The organism is Streptomyces sp. NPDC050263, from assembly GCF_040655955.1.
In the GTDB taxonomy this organism is placed as follows: Bacteria; Actinomycetota; Actinomycetes; order Streptomycetales; family Streptomycetaceae; genus Streptomyces.
Genome location: NZ_JBFAKW010000263.1, coordinates 1 through 2,908, shown reverse-complemented (window position 1 = coordinate 2,908; position 2,908 = coordinate 1). Strand labels below are relative to the sequence as shown.

General features: G+C 72.8%; 4 protein-coding genes. 2 read left to right on the top strand and 2 right to left on the bottom strand.

The window, feature by feature from the left end:
• Positions 1 to 101 precede the first annotated feature (101 nt).
• Positions 102 to 902: a HEAT repeat domain-containing protein gene (locus tag AB0J04_RS45745; RefSeq protein WP_363174662.1), complete on the top strand. Its 801-nt coding sequence runs from the start codon at positions 102 to 104 to the stop codon at positions 900 to 902.
• Between the two features lie 56 nt (positions 903 to 958).
• On the opposite strand, the gene AB0J04_RS45740 is transcribed toward AB0J04_RS45745, so the two are convergent.
• Positions 959 to 1,465, bottom strand: coding sequence for a DinB family protein (locus AB0J04_RS45740; RefSeq protein WP_363174660.1), 507 nt, complete (start codon positions 1,463 to 1,465; stop codon positions 959 to 961).
• Between the two features lie 144 nt (positions 1,466 to 1,609).
• On the opposite strand from AB0J04_RS45740, the gene AB0J04_RS45735 reads away from it, so the two are divergent.
• Positions 1,610 to 2,350 carry a methyltransferase domain-containing protein gene (locus AB0J04_RS45735; protein WP_363174659.1) on the top strand — a complete coding sequence of 247 codons (741 nt, stop codon included), beginning with the start codon at positions 1,610 to 1,612 and terminating at the stop codon, positions 2,348 to 2,350.
• Between the two features lie 72 nt (positions 2,351 to 2,422).
• Here the strand turns inward: AB0J04_RS45735 and AB0J04_RS45730 are convergent.
• On the bottom strand, positions 2,423 to 2,908 hold a 486-nt coding region (locus AB0J04_RS45730; RefSeq protein WP_363174658.1), incomplete at its 5' end, for an oligopeptide/dipeptide ABC transporter ATP-binding protein.

The following is a 2,908-nucleotide window of genomic DNA, read 5'->3' as shown; positions in this document are numbered from 1 at the left end:
TCGTACTGGACGTACTTGGGCTTTCGGCCGGTGCGGCGAGAGTGCGTGCCGGGCGTCGCGACGGGGCGAACGTTGCCTGCCGCGGCACTAGCATGCGTCTCATGGCGATGTTCGTGCACCTGACGTCCGCGGCGAACGCGCCGCGCATCCGGCGGTCCGGCGTCCGCGCGAGCGGTCAGGGGCAGGGCGGTGCGCGCGGGGTGCTCTGCTTCCCGGTGCTGCCGTCGTACACCCTCACCCACCAGTGGCTGCGCGAGCTGGCCCGGTTCGGCAGCCGGGGCGGGCTGGTCGCCGTCCACGTGCGACTGGACGACGCCCAGGAGGTGTCGGCGGGCCACTACCGGGACCGCCCCCGCGACGAGGGGCCGCAGATCACCGCCGCCGAGGCGGTACGGCGGATCGCGGCGCTGGAGGACCCGCGTGGGTGGGAGGTGTTCGTGCCCCGGGCGATCCGGCCCCGCGAGGTCCACCGGATCCGCAAGGCGCCGCAGGTGGTCGGCTGGCGGTATCTGCCGAACGCGCACGGGACGAAGCCGTGCACCTGCTTCGGCTGCCGCGTGCGCGGCGGCTACGGCGCCCGCAGACTGCTCGAACGGCTGCCGCACCCGCTGGACGGCCCGCCCCCGCCGCCGCGCGTGCTGCTGGCGCGGGTCGCGGCGGCCGGTGATCCCGGAGACCCGGCCGTGCTGCGGGAGGCGCTGCACTGGTTCGGCATGCGCGGGCGCGGCCCGCTCGCCGAACTGGCGCGGCTGTCCGGGCATCCCGACCCGTCGGTGCGGGAGGACCTGGTCTGGGCGGTGGCCCGCTGGTCCACCCCGGGCGTCACGGAGCTGCTGGACCGCCTCGCCGCCGACCCCGACCCGGAGGTCCGGGAGGCGGTGGAGGCGATCCGCGAAGAGTAGAACGCCTCCTGGACGCCTGCCTGGTCAGACGCCCGTCCGGTCAGACGCCCATCTGGTCAGACGCCCGTCCGGCCGTCGATCAGTTCGCGCAGGATGTCGAGGTGGCCGTTGTGCCGGGCCGTCTCCTCGATCAGATGCAGCAGGATCCAGCGCAGGTCCACATGGCGGCCGTCGCTGGTCGCCGTGCGCGCCTTGGTGTCGAGGGCGTGCTCGGCGACCAGCTTGCGGTGGTTCTCGGCGTGTTCGGCGTACTCGTCGAGCACGTGCGCGAGCGGGAGGTCGACGGCGATGCGCAGCTCGCGGTCGGGGTCCTCGTCGGTCCAGGGCCCCTCGTCCTCCTCGCCGAGGAACACGACCCGGAACCAGTAGTACTCCACCCAGCGCAGATGGTTGACCAGGCCGCTCATGGTCATCAACGGCGAACCCGGCAGGGGCGCCTTGCGGGCGTCCGCGTCGGCGAGGTCCTCGCACTTGGCGCGGGCGGTGTCCCGGGCGTAGTCGAGGAACGTGGTGAGCTGGGTGCGTTCGTCCCACGCGGTGGGCATGTCGTCTGTTCTCGTCATCGCCGACGAGCATGTCCCGCCGCGGCCCGCCTGTCGAACGGATTCCGGCCGGGATCCCGCAGGCATCCGACCGGGATCCGACCGGGTATTCCCGATGTTGTCGATCTTGTCGTGAGTCACATCGGGGTGTGGCAGACTGCCGCGGTGGTCGATCATTCGTTCGCGGATCTCACCCTCGCCTCCCTCTACGACACCATCAACCCGTGGGGGCCGGACGACGACTTCTACCTGGACCTGGTGAGAACCGCCGACGCGGTGCTGGACGTCGGCTGCGGCACCGGCCGACTCCTCGCGCGGGCCGCCGAGGACCGCCACCCCGGGCGGCTCACCGGCCTCGACCCGGCCGCCGCGATGCTCGTCCAGGCCCGACGCCGGGCGCCCGGCGTGGAGTGGCTGCTGGGCGACCTCCGCACCCGCCTGTGGAACGGCGAGTTCGACCTCGTCACCATGAAGGGCCACGCCTTCCAGGTGCTCCTGTGCGACGACGAACTGCGCGCCGCGTTGCGGGCCGTCCGGTCCGCCCTGGGCGACGGCGGGCGGTTCGTGTTCGAGACCCGCAACCCGGCGGCACGCGCCTGGGAGACGTGGACCCCGGACCGGGTGCGCGAGGTCACCGACGCGGACGGCCGTGTCGTCCGCGTCTGGCACGAGGTCGAGGACGCGTCGGCCGGCGACCGGGTCACGTTCACGGAGACCTTCGAGTCCTGCGGGTGGCTCCGCCGACGCGTCAGCCGTTCCACGCTCCGTTTCCTCGCCCCTGAGGCTCTCTCCGGTTTCCTCGCCGAGGCGGGGTTGCGGGTCGTGGAACAGTACGGGGACTGGGAGCGGGGGCCGTTGACCGCGACCGGTCCGGAGATCATCACCGTGGTGACGCCGGACAGGTGAGGCCGATGCGGGCATCGCCCGGCGGCTTGCAGCCCCCGGACCCCCGTTGTCGGCCCTGAACGGGCCTCGTCCTCAATCGCCGGACGGGCCGTTCCCGCTCCCGCTCTCCGCCGAGGCCACCAGCGCCGGGTCCAGCACGATGTCTTCCTCGCGCGCCTCGATCGTCGGCTCCTCCGGGAAGTGGCAGGCCGTCGAATGGCCCTCGTGATTGCCCGGGATCCGGATCAGCGGCGGTTCCTCGGCCGCGCACTTGTCCTGCGCCTTCCAGCAGCGGGTGCGGAAGCGGCAGCCGGACGGCGGGGCGATCGGCGAGGGCACGTCCCCGGCGAGCCGGATCCGCTCGCGCGCCGGCGCCTCCCCGTCCGTGACCTTCACCTCGGGGACCGCGGAGAGCAGGGCATGGGTGTACGGGTGCCGCGGCCGGGTGTAGATGGAGTCGCGGTCGCCGATCTCGATGATCTTCCCGAGGTACATGACCGCCACGCGCTGCGAGAAGTGCCGTACGACGGCGAGGTCGTGGGCGATGAAGACGAACGCGATGCCCAGGTCCCGCTGGAC

Coding starts and splice junctions, on each gene's coding strand:
- AB0J04_RS45745 (WP_363174662.1), top strand. CDS start 102: ATGGCGATGTTCGTGCACCTGACGTCCGCGGCGAACGCGCCGCGCATC.
- AB0J04_RS45740 (WP_363174660.1), bottom strand. CDS start 1,465: ATGACGAGAACAGACGACATGCCCACCGCGTGGGACGAACGCACCCAG.